Here is a 21390-nt window from a genome sequence, read left to right as displayed (position 1 = left end):
TCCTCCTACCATACGATGGGTTGTTGGTACAAGTAATTCGGAAGAAAAACTCATAGACATGATGCTATGAGTATAGTTGCTTAGTATTTCCATTATAGCACCCTAACTTGTAGGGTCAACCCAACAGATAGAAAAAATTTTTAAAGCAGGGATACGGTTCATGCATTTATTTTCCGCCTGTTACTGCAATTCCTTCAATAAATTGTTTTTGCAAGATGATAAATAAAATCAGCATTGGCAGTATAGCTAAAAAGGAGCCAGCCATAAGTATTGGATAGTTTGTTAAATATTGACCTTGCAAAGATGACAATCCGACAGAAAGTGTCATAGATTCTGGTGAACTATTCACAATCATTGGCCACATCAATTCATTCCAGCTCCAAAGGGTGGTGAAAATCCCCAGCGCAATCAGACCGGGCTTTGCTAGCGGCAGCATAATTCTCCAGTAAATTTGAAAATGGTTACAGCCGTCAAGTCGGGCAGCCTCTTCTAATTCCTTTGGAAGCCCCATAAAGAATTGTCTTAACAGGAAAGTACCGAAGGCACTAAATATACCTGGGACTATCACTGCTTGTAATGTATTCAGCCAGCCAAGTTTCACCATAATCATATATTGCGGCAGTAAAAACACTTGCCCTGGTACCATTAAAACTGATAGCGCTAACATAAATAGAATATTCCTACCTGGAAATTCAATCCGAGCGAAGGCATAAGCGGCCAACGAACACAAAAACAACTGCCCGGCTGTCCTTGCGACCGTAATAATAAAGGTATTAAACATAAATTTAAAAAATGGCAGCAGTCCAAAAACCTCTTTGTAGTTTCCCCATTGAAGATCCTTTGGAATAATAACGGGCGGAACATGAATGGACTCAGTATAGGTTTTTAACGAGGTGAGGATCATCCATAAAAAAGGCAATACCATTGCCACTGACCCCAAAATCAGGATGAAATGGATAAGGAATGTTTTACTTGTTACAAGCTGTCTCGTTCTTTCCAATGGTAACACTTCCTTTAATCATAATGAACCCACTTTTTCTGTAAGACCATTTGAATTGCAGTAATAATCAGGATAACAATTAACAAGAGCACAGCGATGGCTGCTGCATATCCCTTATCATTCAATACAAAGGCATGCTGATAGAATAAATAAACAATCGACTGCGTACTTTCTAACGCCGTACTGCTTTTTCCAATCATCATGAAAATCAAGTCAAACACTTGGAACGCCCCGATTAGAGACATGATCGACACAAAGAAAATAACAGGAGAGAGTAGCGGTAACGTAATTTTAAAGAACACCTTAATGGAACCGGCGCCATCGATTTCTGCTGCCTCGTAATACATTTTTGGAATCCCCTGCAGTCCGGACAGGAAGATAACCATGTTATAGCCGATTCCACTCCAAATCGCGACAACAATAATCGAATAGAGAGCAATTTTCGGATCACTTACCCAATGCGGCCCCTTGATCCCGATTAACGATAATAGGTAATTAAGAAGTCCGTAATCGGCGTTAAAAAGCCATTTCCAAACCATTGCGATGGCAGCCGGCATAGTGATGACAGGTAAAAAATATAATGTGCGATAAACGGATTTCCCTTTTATTTTCTGGTTTAGGAGAACAGCTACAAGAATAGATAAGAAAATCCCAATTGGGACAGTAAAAATAATATAAATCCCTGTATTCTTAAACGATTGTAAAAGATTGGTATCTTCAAGCATCCGTTTATAATTATCTAACCCTGTCCACTCATACTGTCCAAATGCGCCCCATTCGGTAAAACTAAAGTAAAAGGTCTGGATGATGGGCCACAAGTAAAAAATAAACAAACCTAACATAGTAGGTGCAATCATCAGATATGCCCAAAAGTAATCGGAACGTTTCCTTGTCTTTGTTAAGCTGGAAACCGTTAATTTTTTCGTTGCTTTCACTTCAGCCTGTAGAGGAATTTGTTTCACAGCATTCCCTCCCTTTAAGGAAATTGAAGAGAAGAAACAGATCCTTCTCTTCATTTTTATTTACTTCTTAAGTGCCTCATTTGCTTTTTTCGTTAACTCTTTTACCGCATCCTCAACACTTACTTCTTCGCTCCAAGCCTTTTTCAGAATATCTGTTTCGTATTGCCAAATTTCGCCTGTGTTTTTCACACTTGGAAGTGGAACAGAATATTCTGCGCCATCAATGAATGCTTGAAGATTTAAATTTGGAACCGCGTCTTTCCAAGCATCTTGTGTACCGTTATATGCCGGTATAACCGTTCCTGTTTTCGCGTATATATCTGCTGCTTCTTTAGAGCCAAGGAACTGAACAAGCTTCCATGCCGCATCTTTATGTTTCGTATTGGCTGCAATCACATTGGATAACCCGTGAATCGCTACTGCGCGTTTTTTCCCTTTTGGAACAACAGCAACATTTAAATCCGGATTTTTCATATATTCTGGAACCATCCAAGGACCATCGAACATCATTGCTACTTTTCCAGAAGAGAATAACTCTGATGCCGCTGTTTCTGTCATTTGCGCCTGTGTTGGTGACAAACCTTCTTTAATGAAACTAATATTGTATTTAAGCGCCTCGATTGCTTCTGGCTGATCGAATCCAACGGACTTGCCATCCTCGGAAATGATATGGCCGCCATTTTGCCATATGAAATCATAATATCCACCTTGGTTGCCCATCAAAGCAGCATAGCCCCAAATACCTTTTTCTTTGTTTGTCAGCTGTTTCGCTACTTCTTTTAACTTATTCCAGTCCCAAGTGTCATCTGGATAAGAAACACCAGCATCGTCAAAGATTTTTTTGTTATACCATAAGCCAGTTGTATCGTAGTCTTTTGGAATCCCATACACTTTTCCATCAACAGTATAAAGGTCAATTAATGATTTCGGATAATTGTCTAAGCTATAGTTATCCTTTTTTGCCATGTCGCTTAATGGAAGGATGACCTTACCTTCTGCATATTGAACAACGTGAGCACCATTCATCCAAAGAACATCTGGCAAAGCGCCGCCCGTTGCAGCCGTTTCAAGCTTTTGAAAGTATTGTCCATAAGGAGTAATCTCTGTTTTAACTTTGATGTTCGGATATTTCTCGTTAAATAATTTGATAATCTCTTCAATAGCAGGGACTTGTTTCTTATCCCAAAAGCCATAGGTAATTTCAGCTTTTCCATCTTTTGCATCACTTGATGCTTTACTATCACTACAGCCTGCTAGCCCTAGTAATCCTAGAACGACAGTTAAAAGCATTATTAACCATTTTTTCATCATATTGCCCTTCCTTCGTATAAAGTTTAGTAGATTTCTAACCAAATCACTTCTTAAAACTTAAGGGTTTTTCTCTTGATAAAAAAATTATACTCATACCATTGAAATGTGTTGGATAACGTTCACCACCTCCAATAATAACGTTTTCCCCTTGCGTTTTATTCCCCATAACCTTTGTTCTTAACGTATGACTTTCTATTGCAACACCACGAAAACCGCAGTGTGAACAATCGATTCTTAAGCTTTGATATTTTCTAGCAAACTCTGATAATACTCATCGATATTAATAGATTGACCCTTGTTTAACCTCGAATCTTCAGCGGCAAATGCCATGAGGTGGCTTCTTACGGAAGCAGATGCGGAAGAAACACTATCCACGCTGTTTCCAAATTGAATTTCCTTGAGGAATGTTCTCATGATTCCGTTATCGCCGCCGCCGTGTCCGCCAACAGGGTTGTCAAATTTTATGACTGTTTCGTGCTTGGTAAGGAAATCAAAGATGGAAATACTATTTTCCTCCATGTTTCCGCGGATTTCTCCTTTTGTTCCCATGATTTGCACGATCCGCGTTTGCTCCCTTGTGAAACCGCACATGCTAAACGTTGCAGTTGCTCCGTCTTCGAATTCCATGTTGACCACTTGATGGTCAACAACATTATTATCTGAGCGGTATACGCATTTTCCATATGGCGTTTCCTTCAAGGCTTTGATAATACCTTCATTCGTATAATCTTCGGTGAATTTCTTGGCCCAGCCTTTTCCTTCGCCAAGATAATACCTGCCTGCATGATATGGGCACTCAAGTTCCGCCGGGCAGCCATCTAAACAGCGCTGCGGCGCACCAACCGGGGCATGTTCTTCTTTAAAATGCAGCAGTGAACCATAGGAATTAATGCGCTTACATTTCTTGCCCATAACAAACGAAATAATATCCATATCATGACAGGATTTCTGCAGGATCATCGGACTTGACTTCTCCTTATTGTTCCAATTGCCGCGGACGAAGCTGTGGGACATGTGCATCACTTCAACATTTTCATTTAATTGTAGCGATACAACTTCGCCAATTTCTCCTTTGGCAATCACCTTTTTAATCGTGGACCAAAATTCGGTATACCTCAAAACATGGCAGATGGTCAGCTGCCGATTATATTTTTTCGCTGCCTGTTCCATCGCAATACATTCCAGCGGATCCGGAGACATTGGTTTTTCCAACAGAACATGATAGCCCAGCTCCAAAGCTCTCATCGTTGGTTTAATGTGATTTCGGTCAAGCGTACAGATAATCGCTATGTCAGCCATTTTTCGATCGAGATTCAATACCTCTTCCCATGAATCATAACAATTTTCATCAGGAATACCGTGCGCTTGTTGTAGTTTCGTTCTTCTCTCCATTCCCGGCTCTGCCACGCCGACAATCTTTAACTCATTCGGAAAAGCCAAGGCATACGGCGCGTAAGCCCTTGCCCCTCTGTCACCTGCTCCGATAATAATCGCTGTCATGGTTTTCATTTAAATCTCTCCTCTCATTCATTCAATTAATTTTCTCATGACGTTTTCCTGTATTAATCCAAACGTTTTCCAACTGTTTTTAAAAAAAGAACCATTTAGGTTCGTTTTACGTTAGATGATTCACGAAGGACTAATTCAAATGGCAAAATAAGCTTGATTGGAAGTCTAATTTTCTCTTCTACCATTTCCATAATGGTTTTAGCCGCCATTCTTCCCATTTCATATTTAGGGATTTCTACCGTTGAAAGCTGTGGTGATGAATATTTCCCCATTTCAATATTATCCACTCCAAAGAAAGCGATGTCCTCTGGGATTCTAAGATTACTTTCTAGGACAGCTCTCATGGCAGCGATGGCCATCATATCACTGGCACAAACCATGGCTGTTGGCAAATGAGTCGAATCCCTTTTAATGAGCTGATTCATTTCCTCGTAGCTATTTTCCATTTTCCACTTAGTATTGATTACACAATCAGGACGGACAGCAAGTCCCGCTTCTTCCATAGCAGATTGATACCCTTTGAAACGATATTCAGCATGCAAATCTTCAAAGGTTTCATTAACTCCGCCGCCAATAAACCCGATCTCCTGATGTCCTTGGCCGACTAAATGCTGAACCACCATTTTAATAGCTGCCTCTCGATTGTAATCGACAACAGCCATATTCTTATCTGTATAGAAGAAGTCCAATCCGACCAATGGGATTGTTTGCTGTATGTAGTCAATCAGACTGTTATCAATCCTGTCGATCAGCAGAAGTCCTTCAATCCCCAAGTCATGAATGGTCTTAAGAAGCAGCGCCTCGTTTTCAAGTTCATCCTTGGTAATACTGATTAGGGTGTAATCATTAGCTGTTAATGTATCACGAATACCTGTATAAATTTTGGCAAAGTATGGGTTAATTTCCGCTTGTGTTGGATTGGCTACCCAGCCAATTTTCTTTGTTCTTATGTTACTCTTCTTTTGTTTGTTGGTAACTAAATTTCGAGCATGCTGATTTGGTATATACCCTAACTCCTTAACAGCCTCCCAAATTTTCGCTTTTGTTTCCTGGTTCACATTTCGTGTTTGGTCATTTTGAATGACTCTTGAAACAGTAGAGATGGAAACGCCTACATATTCCGCAATATCCTTTAATCTTGCCACTAATAAAACACCTCTTAATTATGGTCATAAGTACTTTCATAAATAGGATAACAAATTTATATCCAATTTTGAAAATATCTTGAAAATTTTTATAATGTCGTGTAAGAGAGGCGTTACTTTCTTTAATAGAATATGTCCATGCAATTGCTTAGTTAATGGGTTGTTGGTTCAAAGTTGTTCAAAAAAATATTCTTCTAACAAATAGAATTTTTTTCACATAAACTCCAAACCCTTAACTGAAAATTTTAATAATTAAAATATACCTCTCCTCATATTAACCTGTCAACCCATCAACTTAAATTAATATTATTTATCAGGAGTTTGTTATACCTTTTCTGATTAACGGGTTGTTGGTACAGGTTGCTTTTATAAAAAACTCATAGAGATATACTATGAGTGTTTCAACCTTTACGTTAGTTCGGTGTAAAAACGGCAGCGATCGCCTCGTACAATGGATATACAAAATTCAACAGGCATTCCACCGACATCATAGGCTGTCCGTTCAAGTAACAGCGCTGGACGTCCTTCTTCTGTTTGCAGGTACTCACTTTCTTCAGGACGAATGAGGACGGGTTCAAACGCCTCTTTTGCTCTAGTTACAACGATATTAAATTTTTGGGCCAATAAATCATATAATGATATTTCGCCAACTTTTTTTAGCTGCTCCGTATCCGAAACCACGTTTTTCGGAATAAAAGACGATTCCAAAATATAAGGCTCATTGTTGGCACAACGAAGGCGTTTCATTTCAATGACATTCTCGTCATCTCCAAGCTGCAGGGCTTCCCGGATTTTTGCAGTGGGTTTCACTTCTTCTATTTTCAGAATGGTATCCTTAGGATTTAATCCTTTTTCTTTTAATACTTTGCTAAAGCTGTAAAACCCCATCAATGACTGCTGCAATTTTGGTTTTGCGACGAATGTTCCTTTTCCTTGAATTCGGTAAAGAATCCCTTCCTGAACTAACTCCTCAATTGCCTTTTTAGCGGTGTTTCGGCTCACACCGAATTGATCCACCAATTGATTTTCCGATGGGATTTTATCACCAGGTGTCCACTGTCCCTTTTCAATAGACCCCCTTATCCTTTCCATTAATTGGTGATAAAGCGGGATTACACTTTCATGCTGAAGTGGTTTCATTATAATAAGCCTACCTTCCAACTCTACTTACATTCTTTTAACAAATTATATCACCGCCTATTGTAGTGTCAACCCAACAAGTTCAAAAATGATCTTAGGAGGTTAAATGCCTTTTTAAAAAATTCACCAGCTCAATCATTACAGCTGGTGAATTTTTTTACTTATTTCGGCAAATATAGTTTCACATCATCATACAGTTCCGTACCCTCATAGTAATTAATATGCGGATCTCCGAAAAAGAAGTAGTCGGGGTATGCAGAACCTTCCGGCCATGTATCGTAGGTTTTGCCGTTAAACATTTTAGTCTGGTTGTAAAAAGGTGCTGTATATTCTTCTGGTGTCTGATTGAAATGCCAAGTTAAAGGGTTTTCCTTAAACTTTCGTGAAGCCTTATAGGTTGTCTGCCCTCCGTAATAAAAATTACCTGTTACCAACATGGTATAACTCTCTCCATCACGTTCAATGGCAAATACATAGGCTTCATCATCAAGTATTTATCAACAAATACGGGCCCTTTTTTCCACCCATCAGGTGTCCATGAGGAAAATTCGTTACCTGTCCAATTACTTCCAAAATCATCCCCAACCCCATTACCTAAACTGATTTTTATAAAGACATCTTAGTTTAGAGCATATTCACCCAAGTCTATACCTATCCAGAAAGCAAGGGGACGAGCCTGCCGCAGCAGCCCCTTCTTCAACTCTTTCCCCCGATTGTTTAATAAGGGATTATTTAATCGGGTAAGCTTGCTTCAAATTTCAATTTGACAGTTCATTCAAATCAATCCTAACATCATCTAATTCAACAGGAATATTCGAACTTAATGACCCCATATTAACCCTTATTACATAATTATTTAGGCTGAAATCATTAAGTTTACTAATATCAAAAGTGCTTCTAAATCGCAAACCATCTTTATTAACAGTTTCCAATGAATGATTGATGGGTTCCTTATATATATCTTTTTCTGTCTTTTTAACTAAAATCACATCATTGCGAGCAAAATCCTTAAAAAATCCAAAGTTCCAATCCTTTTTAACACCCTTATTTACTTGAAAGTCAACAATCAAATTCTTGTTATTATTTACTGAAATTTTATCAATCTGTACAAACAAATCCTGCCTGTTTGCCTTAATGTTAACTGGTATAGGTTCATTTAACTCAACAAATTGACTTCTCTCACTTAAAGCAACTTTCGGATGGACTTCTATATAACTAGTCTTACCATCTAATGATTCGGGTATAATACTTCTTCCTTTAACAACTATTTTATCATTCTGTTTAAAGGTTTCTAGGTCAATGCCATCCTTTGAAATATTGATTTTTTTACCTTTATCATCATAAATTTCTAACCTAACTTGGTCATTTCTCCCCTCAACAGGAAAAGTGGCTGTATAGTTGATAGCTGTCGAAGCTTTACCTTTAATAACAGAATCAAAATGGACTTTAACACCTGCAATATCTTGTATGCTTTCCTTGTCAACTTTCTTTATTACATATGGCAATTGTTTAATCGGAACATCGAATTTCCAACTTCCTTCTTGTTCACCAATTTTCTTGAATTCAAGTGGGAAAGTAGTATTCGAAGGCAATTGTGTTTGTGGATAACTTAATTGGATATGCCCGACATATCCATTTTCTGAAGGCTCCATATATACAAGTTCTTTACTATCAGATATATCATCCTTGCCATCGAATATCTGATAAAAGCCGACCAGTTTACCATTTTTCTCAACCTTCATATTCCCCTTAACATTAAAAGTAACCCCTACTACGCCCCCATCATAATATGCGTTTGTTATAGACACGTCTATGCCGTTAAAACTTGCGGACTTGTTTAACTCAGTAATTAAACTTTTTGATTCAAGGCTTCGACCAATCGCGTCGTTAAAGGTTGTATAAACATTTCCTAGAAGTGGTACCTCCGCCATCACTTTAGAGAGTGAAGGAGAAATAAAACTCGAAGAAACTAAGATAGTAGCAGCAGCTGTAGACCACAGGATTTTTTTGATACTCTTTTTGCGTTCATTTAAATGAGCACGGTCCATCCCACTCCTAATTGCATTGATGACATCCTCCTTTGGGACGTTAATCATCTCAAACGCTTCTTGAAATGATTTTTTCTCCATTATACATTCCCCCTAACAACTTTTTTATTTGTTCTTTCCCTCTACTTAAATAGGTTTTTACTGTATTTTCAGGTATGTTTATTACTCTAGCTACTTCACTTATCGGGAGGTCCTGAAAGTAAAAAAGAATGATAACAGTTTTATATTTTTCATTAAGCTGATTAACTGCCTCCAATAAGTCTAAACTCTCAATTCTCATTTCCTTCTTATCCGAAACCTGCTCAATCATATTTTCAATTAGGATTTCACGTTTGTTCTTTTTCAATATGTCATAGCAACAATTTATTAATATTTTTGTTAACCAAGTTAGAAAGAATTCCTCGTTTTTTAATTGGCTTATTGATAAAAAGGCTTTGTAAGATGTCTCTTGAACAACATCTAAAGCATCTTCACGATTTCTAACATATAGGTAAGCTGTACGGAACAATTGGTCACTATGTAAAACAAGTAGTTCCTCTAGACATTTTTTATTTCCCTTTATAGCATTCTTAATAAGTTTTAGTTCTGTCATTACTTATCCTCCCTTCTGCGTATTAGAGTGAGTGAAGGTATAAAAAAGTTTCAACTTTATAATTCACTTATAAAATATTTTTGATCGATACATTTTAATAGTTTTATTTTCGCATAAAAAAAGACCGTCTTTCGACGATTTATATGTTACTTTTACTGGAGATTCTTATTGAACCGTTAGTGGAACAACAACAAAAAGCTGTCGCAATGACAGCACCAATCTCAAAGGAAAGCACCTGTTACTTTAAGTAGATAGTTTCACATACACATCACTTGCTAAGAAAAACTAATATCCATACTTGTCTCCTTCGTTTAAATTTTAGATTTGATTGTTAATTGAGACCGTACGGTTATTTTTTCATTCCACTTAAACTTACTCTAATCTCAGTTGATAATAAATTCGTTTTTTAAACCATAGTGGTCCTTTTAATTTTCCCCTCACTCCGAATGAACCGGTTCTCCTTGCACAAAACGATAAAAATCAATTGTACAATTATCATCGGACGAACTAACTGTTTTGAGCTTGCATGAGTTCATATATCTTACGAGCGGTGTTGACATTTCTTACCGTAACTTGTTTGTATAACTTTGATCCAATGATCTTTGACATTCCGCTTTTGGTTACATTTTTCTTGTCAACGGACCATAGAATCGCGCCGGGGACATATTTCACCGTATCAATATTTGGTTTGATGACCAAATTCATAAGTACAGATTCATCATCAATTTCATCCCATAAAAACATGACATCACTTTTCATGTCTTTGTCATTTTTCCATGTGTCAGGAATAGCGTTAATGATTCCTCTGACATCATCGACACTACGAACTACTACTTTAATATGTAATCCGAAATCATAATGTATCGCTTCTTCCAAAATACGTAATAGTTCAGTTTTTGATGGTCCTTTGTATGAAAAAATAATATTACCTGTATTGATGTATGTCACCACATCATTCATCCCGACTTGTTCAAACATTTGTTTAAGCAACTTCATGTCAATTTTATTTTTTCCACCCACATTAATCCCCCGAAGAAGAGCGATATAAACCATAACCATCTTCCTTTCGACTATTTACTCATTAATCCTTTATATCTTATTGACTATACCTGTTAAACTGCCCTTTAGCTCAGCCTTACTCATACGATTTGTTAAAGATGCTCAACTTGATACGATTACTACGGATCAATTAAAAGATAGGGGTAGCACTCATGGGAGATTAATCCTTTTTCTGGTTGTTGCACCGGCTTACCTGCTATCATTTTGAGTAGAAAGGAAAAGACAATTCGAGTTATCAGCCAACCCTATATCCAACCTTTCAAGAGGCTCAGCCTTTTTTTAAAAACTGGTTCTTCTGGGTCTATTTTTCATGCTCTTTTTCAGTTTTTATTTTCATGGGAGTTGAAGAAGCTATATGTTATTTCTCCCAAACATAATAAACAAAAGACAAAAGTTGTCCATTCATTATAAATTCTTCATTACCTGTTGCTATGTATTTAAATCCGTTTTTCTCCAAAACCTTTTGAGATGCTATATTATTTGTTGTTGTCTTCGCTGAAATCTGTTTTATACCTAGCTTACTTGTAGTTTCTAATAAAAGTTTCAATGTTTATTAGCAATACCTTTTCCAGTGTATGCTTTTCCCACTCTATAACCTATATGACCCAAACCCTGTGATTTTTCAATATCTACTAAGTTCATTCTTCCGAGAATAAAGCCTTCTTTATTCTTAATTAAATAAAGGTAAATTAACTCTTGAGCTTGCTCATCCATCAGGGCTTTATTCCTATGTTTAAAGGTCTCAAAGTTATAGTAATCATCCCCACGGCTCGGCACCATTTCCTCAAAAAAAGCTCTATTTTCAAGTTCAAATTCAAATAACTTCTCAACATCTTTAGCGTGTAATTTCTCAATCATAATTTCCATCTTGATTACCACCAATTCAATTATTCACATACTAGCTAAACCTAGAATCCCTCTTCAAATCCCTCAGTTTTAGTTCCAGGGCTAACAAAAAATAATATTATTCGTACAAGCAAATTGGGTTTTACTTTCTCTGTCCACTGCTGATTAATCTCTTCAGTTGTAATTTCATAACTTTTAATATTGGATAATGGGATTCTTTTTGATTCTATTTCAATGAAATCTTTTTCCATTAAACACACCTCACAACCATCACAATGACAGCTTCATTCTTAAACTCTCGCACCCTTTTGTTTAATTTGTAATTATGTAATATCCTCTAAAGAAAATGTGAAAGAATGAAAGCAATAAAATTCAACATCGCTCCTACTAATATAAAAAATACCCAAATTACATTTTGTTTTAATAATTGTTTTTCTACTTCATTTAATACATTATCATCTTGTTTTCTTATTACTAATTTTCCTTTTAATTTAATTAAAACTCTTATTGAATTCAAAAATCCTAGAAGTTGTAGTATAAATCCCACTACTAATAACCAAAAACTAATATCCAAATTTTATGACCACCCAACTGGAATAATTAGTGATGATAGAAAATAGGTAATTTCTCTGAAAATCTCATAAATGTAATTCTATTCCAGAATACTTTAAAAAACGTTACTTGTTAATGAATTTTTAAATGAACTAAACTTCCCGTTACTGGAAGAAGAGTAAGGTAAGGATTACAAGAGCAGCTAAAAAGCAAAAGCTTAATTCAATAAGAAATAATAAATAACCCCATATAAATTATCAGAACCATTGGCGTACTTAATATAAATTTTTTTTTAGTTTAGACTGCTGTTTTTCATCCTTTGTAGAATCTGTTAGAAACAGCATTTTCTGATGTTGAAGAAATAAAGAATTTGCCCATTTGGATACATACTTTCGGTCCTTGAACCTTGCAAAGAAATATGCAGAGATTCCTGTAATTTTAGGCCATTTAGGTGGGTTACATTGGTTGAAAACAATACTCCAAAATATAATTGTAGCCTTGTTTGCTGGTTAAAGGTAACTTCATTATTGAGTATTTAAGTGTTTCAATAGTTCCTGTGAAAACAGAACAGGATTGTCAAGCATGGAATAGTGACTGCACTCAGGTAAAATTTTAAGTATCGAATTCGGAATAGCTTCTTGAAGTTTTTTACCCCAATAAGGAGTAGTATAAGGGTCATGTTGTCCCCATAGGAGAGTAACTGGTACTTTTAAGTTCGGAAGATCAGGTACAATATCTTCAGTTTGATGATGGTCAAGTGCGAGAGAAGCGCGTTTGAGCTCTTCCGGGCCTGATGGAGTAGCAAAAGGTGCGGTAAAAGCTTCCATAACTTTAGGGGTTAAGATTTCAGGACTATATACACCACCACGAATCATTCGCCCAATTAATGCTGTGCCTGGTTCGAATTCAGGTGCAGTAGGCCAACGTATCGCTTTAACTAAAGGGAGAGGCCAGTTAGCAAAGCATACTCCGTCAGCTACAACTTTTTCTTCGATATTATTCAACAGTAGACAGCCAAACTCCATCTTTAACTAAAGTGCCCCGTTAATGGAGCAAGAAATAAGGGTTGCCACAGCAAACCTAATCTTCAGCTCTTGCACCCGTTACTTTAAGTATAATACTTCACATACTTTTATGTATTAAATATTTTCTCTCTTCATAATCCAGTTTTGTTTAGTTAAGATGTAGTGATTTTCTATTAATTCTTCATTACGTTTCTGAAATACTTTCCTTTCTGAAGTAAATAATTTAAAACCAATATTCTCCATAGATTTGCAAGAATTAACATTATCTTTCCACGCTCCTGCGTGAACCTCTTCAATATCTAACTCAAAAAACACGAAATCATAAATCAGTTTTCTCGCATCTTTTGTATATCCTTTTCTCCAGTAGTTCTTTCCAATACGTTGAGCTTCTGTAACTATTTTTTTACCTTCATAATAATTTGGGGCTATCCAATATGTACCGATAAAATCCTGTGTATCATTACTAATGATTGACCAAGCAATGACCCCATCTAAATCACGATATTTACAAAGGATTTGATATGTTTCAAACTCGTCCTTTGGTATTTTGTTTCCTGTCCATAAATGCATATCTGGTTCAAGAAATATTTTGTAAAATTGTTGGTTATCTATATCTGGATTGATGTTTCTTAGTGTAACTTTTTTTCCTTTTAATGTTGGAGATTCTTGAAACCTCTTCATAAGTACCTCCTCTATTTCCTTGTTTAACATCTTTATACTATCAAAGGTTTCTATAAAAATGGATCACTTCGAAAATATTTAACAAATTTTTCTTGTTGAACTATCCTGCCCGTTAGCTTAAGTACATTCTGTCACAATCTTGTGTACAGAGTAAACATTTTGGAGATTTTGTTTATTCGTACTAAAAAGTGACCGTCAAAACACCGATAATTGGTATCATTAAAAATAATAAGAATATAATTTTAGCAAAAAAAGCGATACCCAATTGGTACCGCATTTCTTAAGTTTATTCATAAACAATATTAAGAGTTTCTACTTTATATCCCTCTGCTAGGGCGTGGAAATTATGCTGCGATTTTTGAGCAGAGGTTTTTGCTAGATATAATGTCCCTTCTTTGCCATTGGCTTCTATATAGTTTACAAGGTATCCTTTTTTGACATATATATACCAATTGCCATTAAATTCGAATACCATTGTTTCGTTTGGTTTTTTCTTTGCTTCTTCCCATTGTCCCTTTAACTCTTCAGGGATTAAGTCGTCGATATTACCAGTTCTCATATGAGGTTCTTCTTGCGATAAAAGATCACGATTTTTATATCCCTCTAAATTTGGTGTAAATCTTTCACTGTCAATTGGAACATTTATCTCAAGTTTCGTAGGATGTAAATAATCAACAACGTCTCCAGTAGAGTTATACGTTTCATATTTAACCAAAATCCCTGTATCCTTATCTACCCAAAAGCGGAATGATTGGAAATCTCTATGATTTTTAGTCCCTTTTATCACAAGTGTATTATGACCTAGTAATTCTTCATTTTGTTTTTCTATTTCCCATTTACTTAAATCTCGTGTATAGTTGGAGGCAATCTCATAAGGAAACAAGGTTTCATTTGCTGTGCTAAATGTGGGTCTTTCTCTATAATTAGTTTGGGGATTTCCATCAGAAGCAATTGAAAATGCTTGATCTAATGTTAGAGTAGTACCTCTTTTTCGGTTCCCTTCCATTACTTGCGATTCCATATAGGTTTTTGATGATTCATTTAGAAACCACAGTGTTCCATCTTTATAAAATTCTTGAGAAGATATTTCGCCTGTATCAAGTGTTGTTTTCCCATATCCTCCTGGTTCGTGCTTTAAGCTAATAGCATATTCAACCACCTGATAACCAGGACTAAAGCTATAGTGAATTTTATATTCTCCTTTAGCTGTTTCAAAATAATCTACTGTGTTTATCATTTTAGTTAGGATCTCTTCTTTAGACATTTCATCATAATTTTCTTCTTGCTTAGGAGGTATATATACAGTTTTCTCATTTGAAGGTTTATTAAGAGAATTTTGTGTAATTTGTTTTGGCTCATTAGCTTGTTTCGTTTCAGGTCCATTTAATAAGTTCAGCTGCGTTCCAACAAAATATGTGATACCCAAAAACATTATAGAAACGACTGAAATGCTAAGCAAAGCATTAAACTTATTTTTCAGTGGAATCCCTAACTTTTGAAATTTGGATTGTTCAATGGTGTTTAAGACTTGATGATACTGCTTATCATCAAAATACACATCTCTAAAAATGGTTTGATCCATTTTTTCTTTTAAATTATGTAGTTTATTTTCCACTAATTACCCACGCTCCTTCAAATGACTCTTTTAGTTTAATGCGTCCTCGATGCAATCTAGTTTTAACAGTATTAGGATTAATCTTTAGCAGATCAGATATTTCCTCAATTGAAAACTCCTGATAATAAAATAAGATAATCACTTCTCTTAATTTCACTGGTAGCTCTATTACTTGTTTTGAAATTAATTCATTTTCATCACCACCAAAAAAGTGATTCTCCAATGAAGAATAGGTCTGTTTGGGTTTAAAGAAGTCAGTAAAATATAAATTTTTAAAAGACCAACTTTTTAAAACATCTTTACATTTATTCACGGTAATTCTTATTAGCCAAGTTTTATACGATGATTCATTTCTAAAGGAATCCATTTTTTCATAGCACTTTATAAATACATCTTGTGCCACATCCTCTGCCAACTGTTTTTGTTTCAAATAAGTATAAGCAATTCTTATAACATCATTACCATAAGCCTTCATTAACCATTTAAGCTTTTCTTCTCTATTTAAGTGATTTAGGGACTCTGATTTAGAGTCATCTACCATATCAATCATTTTTCTCCTCACAATCGTTGTTTTTAGTAATTAGACGATTCCTGTTTTTAAAAGGTTCTATTTTGTGATTTTTCAAAAAAATTTTTAGTAACGAATTTGCTCTAATTAAAAAAGCCGCCCAAAAATGGGGGCTGTTTACTTTAGCTTAATTCAATATTACCTTTTTAAGACAGTATTTGAAATAATTTCTTATTAAACTAACCTGCTCAGTTAGCACAATAAGAAAACGGGATCGCCGCAGCAATCCCATCTTTAACATAAGCACCCGTTAGCTTAAGAAGAAGTTAAGTTAATAAATTCTTCAACATCATTAACACATAATTTTATTCCTTTTTCCCAAAAGTCTTCTGAAGTAATGTCCTCTTTTAAATGCTTCATTACTAAATCTTCTGTGGACATACTTCCTGAATCACGAAGCAATTCTATATAATCCTTTTCAAATTCTTTCCCTTTTTCTTTTGATTTTGCATAAAGACTAAGAGAAAATAGGTACCCGAAAGTATAGGGAAAGTTATAGAATGGCGACCTTGTAATATAATAATGAGGTGTCCAAACCCAGGAGTGTAAAGAAGTATTATCAAACGAACCCTCATAAGCCTCATCAAAAGCTTCTTGCATAAGTTTATTTAAACGTGTTGAAGAAACAAACCCCGTTTTACGTTCTTCATAAAATTTCTTTTCAAACAGAAATCTAGAATGAATATTCATAAAATTCATAACACTACGTTTTATTTTTTCATCAAGTATAAACAATTTTTCTTCAGGGGATTTAGCTACCTCTAAAGCTGCATCTAGTATGATTTGTTCTGAAAATGTTGAAGCAGTTTCTGCAATACTTAATGGGTATTGCCTATTCATTCCATCAACGGGTTTCATCGCATAATTATGAAAAGCATGACCTAATTCGTGTGCTAAGGTTAAAACACTTGTAATTCTCTCTCCGTATGTAATTAAAACTCTTGATTCTCCAGAAAGAGGAAAACCTGCGCAAAATGCAACAGCCGATTTATTTGGGCGGTCTTCAGCCTCTATCCAGCCGTTATCAAATGCCAGTCGAGTAAAATTTTCTAATTCATTTCCAAAATGACTAAAATGCTCCAATATAAAGTTTACAGCATCTTCATAATCTATCTTTTTATTACTTTTTCCAATAGGTGCCCAAAAGTTATACGAATGCATTTTTTTATCGCCATTCATTTTTGCTTTCTTATTCAGGTAATTAATAAATGGTTTTTTAAATTTGCCTACCGCTTTCCACATTGCATTTAGTGTTTCTTCTTTCATACGGTTCTCTATTAGAGGTTCTATTAAGACATTATCTAGCCCCCTGTTTTTGTACATTTGTAATCGAAAACCTGCAATAGAATTTAATATTTGTGCAAATAGTTCTTCTTTTTCTTTCCAAATATCTTCTAATGCATTATGAGCTGTTTTACGAACATCCTCGTTCGGGTGAGAACGCAAATTAATGGTTTGACCTACAGATAAATCTTTGTGTTCTTCTTCGATTTGTATTTTAACTTTTATACTACCTAAAAGTGAATTATAAAACTGCCCCCAAGCATGATAACCATCAAACATCAGGTCTGAAACTAACCTTTCTTCTTCCTCTGAAAGTAACATTTCTGCTTTTTTACGCCATTCGTTAAGTATAAACTTATAGTTATTTAATGCCTTAGTTTCTAGTATGTCTTCCCACAAATCTTGACTTATGTTTAAAATAAGACTTTGAAACTTTTTTAATGCTGACTCAAAGCGAGCATTTATTGAAGATGTATTCCCTCGTAGAGTTATAGCATTTTGTTCCTTTGAATTTTGTGCAAGAAGACAGGTTATAAAAGAATTGATTTGAGATAGGTTAATCCGAATGTCTGCTATGTTTTTTGTTATAGATTCAACTCTAAGCGAGTCATTAACTTCCAGTAGGTTATTAAAAGAATTTAATTCATCTTCTAATTCAAGAACCTTAATCTCTAGTTGTTTTATATGATTATGAAGTTGAGATGATTTACTTCCTTCTTGGAACAAATTTTCTAGGTTCCATTCCTTTGAATATCTTATTTTATTCATTATTACCCCCTCCGATTCTTAATTTTCAGCAAAATAGAACGTATATTCCTATATTAGCATACTATGAAATAATTAGGGGAATATTTTTTAACCATCATCTATGAAGGAAAAATATTATCCACCTGTACATTTGGCTCGGCTCAAAACATTTATTCATATTTTTGTCTTTGTTGTACTAACCTGCCAGTTACTTGAATAACGATAATGAAAAAGGACTGCCGAAACAGTCCATTTGTTGTGAAATTAAAGCTACCGTTAGCTAAATAACTCGAACTAGTTATTATTACTTTTTTTCTTTAAAAACAACATTTCCAAGACGAAAGCAATTAAACATAATCCCATTAGTGAATCAATAATATTTTGAACCAGCATTGAATCAATTTTTAAAATACGAGTGATTATTTCAGTAAATAAAATAAGAAAGAAAAACAGCCACAATATTTTTTGCTTTTTTGAAAGATTAGAAACAGGTTCAAATAAAGTATTTATTAACTTCATAAAAATTCTCCGATTTACCGTTTATTTATATATTTCATTATACCTAAATTAAGGTAAAAATCTTTCTTTTTATTTTACCGATTATTGGGATTTGTACTTAAACTAACCTGCCAGTTAGCTGAACAAGAAAAGCGATGCCTTGTTAAAGCATCGCACCCGATAGTTTAAGAAGAAATCTTTAAAGTTGGAAGTCAAATCATTTAAAGTCCCATTCAATATTTATCTGATTTTCTCCGCCAACTCTAAAATAATTCCCTCTGGACCACGAACGTAGCATAACTTATAACTTTCTTCATATTGCTGTATCTCACTAAAGAGTTCCGTGCCTTTCTTTTTCAATTTTGCAACAATAGCTTCAATATCTTCAACAGCAAAGCAAATATGTCGGATACCCAGAGTATTTGCAAAAGGTTGCTGAATATCTTTTTCATCTGACGGCGTATAAAATTTGACTAGCTCTATCCATGCCTGACCATCTGGCATCGCCAATCCTACACATGCCGTTTTAACATCATTAAGCCCAACTATTCTGTCCAACTGTTCTCCATCCAATTCCCATTCCGCTTGCACTTCAAGTCCTAAATCAAGAAAAAACGCTTTAGCCTCTGAAAGATCATTTACGTTTATACTCACATGATCTATTCTATTGATCTTCATATCTCATACCTCCTATATTCCTGTTATTTTCAATACCTGTATTCGTGTAAGGTTTGTTTGAAATTCTAATTCGCTTAAAACAGAAAATATCCTTCTTCAACAAGTCGAGTAGAAAGGAACCTCTCTACCTTACGGTAGATTGTGTTCCTCCCCCTCACAGAACCGTGCTTGCGCTATTAACGCACACGGCTCCTCCTAGTTACCATTCACAAAACCTTGCTAATCTCTTAGGATCAGATTTTGCTAATTTTTGCTATCCTTACTATTATTGTCTCCATTTATTATTCCTACCTCTGTGTGTAGTAAATGTGTCCCTAGCAAGGGTGATAACTGGTAGCTAGCCTTTCCTCCATCGGCATTACCCAACTTCATTGGTACTACGCTGCTATCCGACTCCCTACACCGGCATTTGGTTCCCTTACTTATTATCGCTTGTACACCATACTCTTCTAACAAGAAAGACCGGTAGGGTCTCCCAAGTTGCCGTATCATATCAATGTGTAACGTGCCAAGGTCTCTGACTCCAGAGAGGTTTTATCCATCTTGCCTTAAACGAAGGATAAAATGTAGCTTTCTGCTGCAGGTAAAGCATCAGCCCTCTCGATTTACTAACATTATGGAGCTCAATCCCTTCAACCATTTGGCTTTCGGCCCGCCGTCGGGTAGAAAATAGGCGCGCGCATTCGATTGAATCACGTTTCCTATAGCCCCCCTACGATCCCGGACGGTCGGATTTCCCGAGTCCAGTTCTGACCTTGGACTTCATCACATACTCGCCTTCCCAAATAACCGCAGGATTAAATGTTGGTACACATATTCCCCCATCAACTATTGGTTTACTAGTATGCTAGTCTATGAACAAGTAAACAAAGCTCAGTGTCTTTGAAGTTCTGACTGTCCAAGTGCCCAGAGGTCCTTCGCTCCATCACAGGAGTTACCTTGATGGAAGTACAATTTCCTTACACTTAAGAAGGCATTACCCTTCCCTCATCGCTACTACGACCTCATACGCCAGTCCTAAATCATCCTACCATTTTCTATCAGCCTTATATATGGTAGGTCTTCATTGGTTAGTACCTTCCCAAATTTGAAGTAGGACCTTCCCGTCGTTATCTCTGAAAATCTTTCCACAGATGCCAGCACCCGTACCCCGGCTGCTCCTACAGTGCTTCTGACCGTTTCTTCCTGTAAGACATCGGTCTTCCCCCGTTAGACAAAGGTCGACGCTAAGCAAAACATCCCTCGAACAGTTTCTTTGAGGGGCGTAGATTTCGGGATTGCAGTATTCGTTAATCCTTCTGGCCTCTGTGTTTGCTCTCCACACAGACTGTTCCGACCTTATTCTCTCTGTGTAGAATAGGCCGCCGTGACTTTTACTTCCAAGCAGAACGTAGTTTGTTACCTCCCTACGCATTGGATATGCTAGTCATCCGAATCGGTCAATTGATGACAGGAGACTTTCACTCCATAAGATTCTCAGCCTTGACGGCTGCTCCACCTAACTGTCTACGCTTAAAGACTAAAGTTACCTTTAGCCCTCCAAGACTCGCTACGAGCGAATGGCTAATTCTTACTCGACGGGAATCCCACCCGTTATAAGATACGACCTAGGCTCGGCCGCACACCTGCCAGTTACTTGAAGAAGAAAAGGGCAATATCGATGTTCCAGTAAAGCACTCGATAGTTTAAGTAGAATCCTTCACAATCTTTTTTATCCTTCCCAATCACTTAACGAATATAGAAATCAATAAGCTAATCGCAAAGAAGATATATGCCATCTGAATGGTTGTATACATTGTAAATTCAAAGGCTGAAAGTTTCCTTTGTTTTTTGGTTTTTACCAAATGCCGAAGGTAGAAAGAAGAACAAATAATAAGTATTACTATGGAAATTGTATGTAGGGCTTCTGCGTAAATTACCAAGGCTTATCAACTCCTTATTTTATTATTTTTTCATTAACTTGCTCCGTTAGCAAAAAGGCGACTGCCCTTGTTGAACAATCGCACCCATTAGTTATCATGAACGAAACTAGCTCCTTACTCGTAACACCGTAGATTAATTTGGTTACACTGTTTACTGGAAAAAAACAAACCAAATCAGAGCTACATTACGAAAGGAGCTAGCTATTAT

The 21390-nt window shown here is 36.0% G+C and carries 19 protein-coding genes and 1 pseudogene; all 20 read right to left on the bottom strand.

Features of this window, described 5'->3' with window-relative positions:
* Positions 1-166: 166 nt before the first annotated feature.
* Positions 167-925, bottom strand: a complete 759-nt coding sequence (locus M5A78_RS22790; protein WP_248737593.1) for a carbohydrate ABC transporter permease — start codon at positions 923-925, stop codon at positions 167-169.
* An 89-nt stretch (positions 926-1014) separates the two neighbouring features.
* A complete protein-coding gene (locus M5A78_RS22785) occupies positions 1015-1962 on the bottom strand; it encodes a carbohydrate ABC transporter permease (RefSeq protein ID WP_406603738.1) in 948 nt (315 codons plus the stop codon).
* A gap of 60 nt (positions 1963-2022) precedes the next feature.
* On the bottom strand, positions 2023-3270 hold the full coding sequence (locus M5A78_RS22780) for an ABC transporter substrate-binding protein (RefSeq protein ID WP_248737591.1): 1248 nt from the start codon (positions 3268-3270) through the stop codon (positions 2023-2025).
* A gap of 237 nt (positions 3271-3507) precedes the next feature.
* Complete coding sequence (locus tag M5A78_RS22775; protein WP_248737576.1) at positions 3508-4782, bottom strand: Gfo/Idh/MocA family protein; 1275 nt, start codon at positions 4780-4782, stop codon at positions 3508-3510.
* Positions 4783-4877: 95 nt separating this feature from the next.
* Positions 4878-5927 (bottom strand): LacI family DNA-binding transcriptional regulator, encoded by a 1050-nt coding sequence (locus tag M5A78_RS22770; protein WP_248737575.1) that lies wholly within the window; start codon positions 5925-5927, stop codon positions 4878-4880.
* Between the two features lie 408 nt (positions 5928-6335).
* The gene (locus tag M5A78_RS22765) at positions 6336-7067 is read right to left on the bottom strand and encodes a GntR family transcriptional regulator (protein ID WP_248737574.1); all 732 of its coding nucleotides are present in this window, start codon (positions 7065-7067) and stop codon (positions 6336-6338) included.
* Positions 7068-7228: 161 nt separating this feature from the next.
* Positions 7229-7504, bottom strand: coding sequence for a hypothetical protein (locus M5A78_RS22760; RefSeq protein WP_248737573.1), 276 nt, complete (start codon positions 7502-7504; stop codon positions 7229-7231).
* A gap of 321 nt (positions 7505-7825) precedes the next feature.
* Positions 7826-9196, bottom strand: a complete 1371-nt coding sequence (locus M5A78_RS22755; RefSeq protein WP_248737572.1) for a DUF4179 domain-containing protein — start codon at positions 9194-9196, stop codon at positions 7826-7828.
* Positions 9165-9707, bottom strand: a complete 543-nt coding sequence (locus M5A78_RS22750) for a sigma-70 family RNA polymerase sigma factor (RefSeq protein WP_248737571.1) — start codon at positions 9705-9707, stop codon at positions 9165-9167. Before M5A78_RS22750 ends, M5A78_RS22755 begins: the two co-directional genes overlap by 32 nt.
* A gap of 507 nt (positions 9708-10214) precedes the next feature.
* Positions 10215-10760 (bottom strand): DUF1697 domain-containing protein, encoded by a 546-nt coding sequence (locus M5A78_RS22745; protein WP_248737570.1) that lies wholly within the window; start codon positions 10758-10760, stop codon positions 10215-10217.
* Positions 10761-11124: 364 nt separating this feature from the next.
* Positions 11125-11633, bottom strand: a pseudogene (locus tag M5A78_RS22740) (GNAT family N-acetyltransferase).
* Between the two features lie 41 nt (positions 11634-11674).
* On the bottom strand, positions 11675-11863 hold the full coding sequence (locus M5A78_RS22735) for a hypothetical protein (RefSeq protein ID WP_248737569.1): 189 nt from the start codon (positions 11861-11863) through the stop codon (positions 11675-11677).
* An 86-nt stretch (positions 11864-11949) separates the two neighbouring features.
* The gene (locus M5A78_RS22730) at positions 11950-12186 is read right to left on the bottom strand and encodes a hypothetical protein (RefSeq protein WP_248737568.1); all 237 of its coding nucleotides are present in this window, start codon (positions 12184-12186) and stop codon (positions 11950-11952) included.
* Positions 12187-12688: 502 nt separating this feature from the next.
* On the bottom strand, positions 12689-13168 hold the full coding sequence (locus tag M5A78_RS22725; protein ID WP_248737567.1) for an alpha/beta fold hydrolase: 480 nt from the start codon (positions 13166-13168) through the stop codon (positions 12689-12691).
* A 135-nt stretch (positions 13169-13303) separates the two neighbouring features.
* Positions 13304-13870 (bottom strand): GNAT family N-acetyltransferase, encoded by a 567-nt coding sequence (locus M5A78_RS22720; protein WP_248737566.1) that lies wholly within the window; start codon positions 13868-13870, stop codon positions 13304-13306.
* A gap of 286 nt (positions 13871-14156) precedes the next feature.
* Positions 14157-15485 carry a sigma-E factor regulatory protein RseB domain-containing protein gene (locus M5A78_RS22715; RefSeq protein WP_248737565.1) on the bottom strand — a complete coding sequence of 443 codons (1329 nt, stop codon included), beginning with the start codon at positions 15483-15485 and terminating at the stop codon, positions 14157-14159.
* Complete coding sequence (locus M5A78_RS22710; RefSeq protein ID WP_248737564.1) at positions 15475-16035, bottom strand: sigma-70 family RNA polymerase sigma factor; 561 nt, start codon at positions 16033-16035, stop codon at positions 15475-15477. The genes M5A78_RS22715 and M5A78_RS22710 overlap by 11 nt, the downstream gene beginning before the upstream one ends.
* 273 nt (positions 16036-16308) lie before the next feature.
* Positions 16309-18105 carry a M3 family oligoendopeptidase gene (locus tag M5A78_RS22705; RefSeq protein ID WP_248737563.1) on the bottom strand — a complete coding sequence of 599 codons (1797 nt, stop codon included), beginning with the start codon at positions 18103-18105 and terminating at the stop codon, positions 16309-16311.
* Positions 18106-18378: 273 nt separating this feature from the next.
* Positions 18379-18603, bottom strand: a complete 225-nt coding sequence (locus tag M5A78_RS22700) for a hypothetical protein (protein WP_248737562.1) — start codon at positions 18601-18603, stop codon at positions 18379-18381.
* A gap of 219 nt (positions 18604-18822) precedes the next feature.
* Complete coding sequence (locus M5A78_RS22695) at positions 18823-19260, bottom strand: VOC family protein (protein WP_248737561.1); 438 nt, start codon at positions 19258-19260, stop codon at positions 18823-18825.
* Between the last annotated feature and the right edge of the window lie 2130 nt (positions 19261-21390).

The sequence above is a fragment of the Neobacillus rhizosphaerae genome (assembly GCF_937468385.1).
Lineage (GTDB): Bacteria > Bacillota > Bacilli > Bacillales > Cytobacillaceae > Neobacillus > Neobacillus rhizosphaerae.
This window is presented reverse-complemented; position numbering and strand designations above follow the sequence as displayed.